Here is a 617-nt window from a genome sequence, read left to right as displayed (position 1 = left end):
GCCGCCCCGCACGCGGCGCGGCGCTGGCACGGGCCTTGCGGCAGGGCGGCCGAGGCGCGGGGTTTCCGGCGCCGAGGATCACCAGCGCCGCAGCGGGCGCCGGCCCGGTCGCCCCGGGTCAGGCGCGGAAGGACCAACGACCGGATGGACGCACTCCAGAGCCTCGCGCCACCGACCACGGCGCCGCCGTCTTCGCCGGCCACGGCCGCGACGGGCGACGGCTCCTTCGCCGCGATGCTCGCCGAAGCGACCGGCGCGCCGGGCCAGCCCGGTCATCACCCGGGCGCGGCGGCGAACCGCCCCGCATCCCCCGCGGCACAGGCGGGGAGCGCAACGTCCATGCCGGGCACGCCCGGGCAGGCGCTCGCGGCGGACGCGGCGCCTGTCGCTGCGGGCCAGGCCGCCATCCCGACACCGTCCACCACGGTCATCGCGAAGCCGGCCGCCCCACAGCCGCCACCCGCCGCGGCGCAGGCCGGCGTGCCGGCAGACGCGACGCCGCAGGCGACCGATCCCGCCGCCATCATGCTCGCCGCGCAGCCGACGCCCCCGCCATGCGGCGAGGCCGCGACGGAAGGCCTCGCCGCATGGCGGGGGCGTCGGAGATCGGAAGGGCA

At 80.1% G+C, this 617-nt stretch carries 1 pseudogene; it reads left to right on the top strand.

Annotated elements, in window-relative coordinates:
- Window positions 1–144: 144 nt before the first annotated feature.
- Window positions 145–617, top strand: a pseudogene (locus HW577_RS26150) (hypothetical protein); the annotation flags it as partial.

The organism is Neoroseomonas rubea (assembly GCF_016106015.1).
Lineage (GTDB): Bacteria > Pseudomonadota > Alphaproteobacteria > Acetobacterales > Acetobacteraceae > Neoroseomonas > Neoroseomonas rubea.
This window is presented reverse-complemented; position numbering and strand designations above follow the sequence as displayed.